Here is a 262-nt window from a genome sequence, read left to right as displayed (position 1 = left end):
AATTTGAGGCCGGAGCCAGAACCAGCCCATGGTGCCGTTCTATCTGATTTCCCCTCTTTTTAGGCAACCTTTAACATTCCTTGTAACCCAGGTTACTGTGGTCGCGACCAGCTTCCCATACCTTTATTTCAAAGTTGAAATTGGAATTTTCAGATTTTGCCAATGACAAATGGTTCGTCATGTATTCGATCCCGGCCTGAGACCCTTGCTGAAATAGATGCCAGGATTCGCGGCGAATCTGTGGAATAGGTTGGTTGTTTGT

General features: G+C 45.8%; 1 protein-coding gene. It reads right to left on the bottom strand.

Translation table 11 applies throughout. From position 1 onward, the window contains the following. Window positions 1-70 precede the first annotated feature (70 nt). The coding region (locus ACRHNM_RS17100) for a hypothetical protein (protein ID WP_431137838.1) at window positions 71-262 on the bottom strand (192 nt) is incomplete at its 5' end.

It is taken from the genome of Psychroserpens mesophilus (assembly GCF_050617655.1).
Lineage (GTDB): Bacteria > Bacteroidota > Bacteroidia > Flavobacteriales > Flavobacteriaceae > Psychroserpens > Psychroserpens mesophilus_A.
The sequence above is the reverse complement of the archived record's forward strand: the minus strand, read 5'-3'. Positions and strand labels throughout refer to the sequence as shown.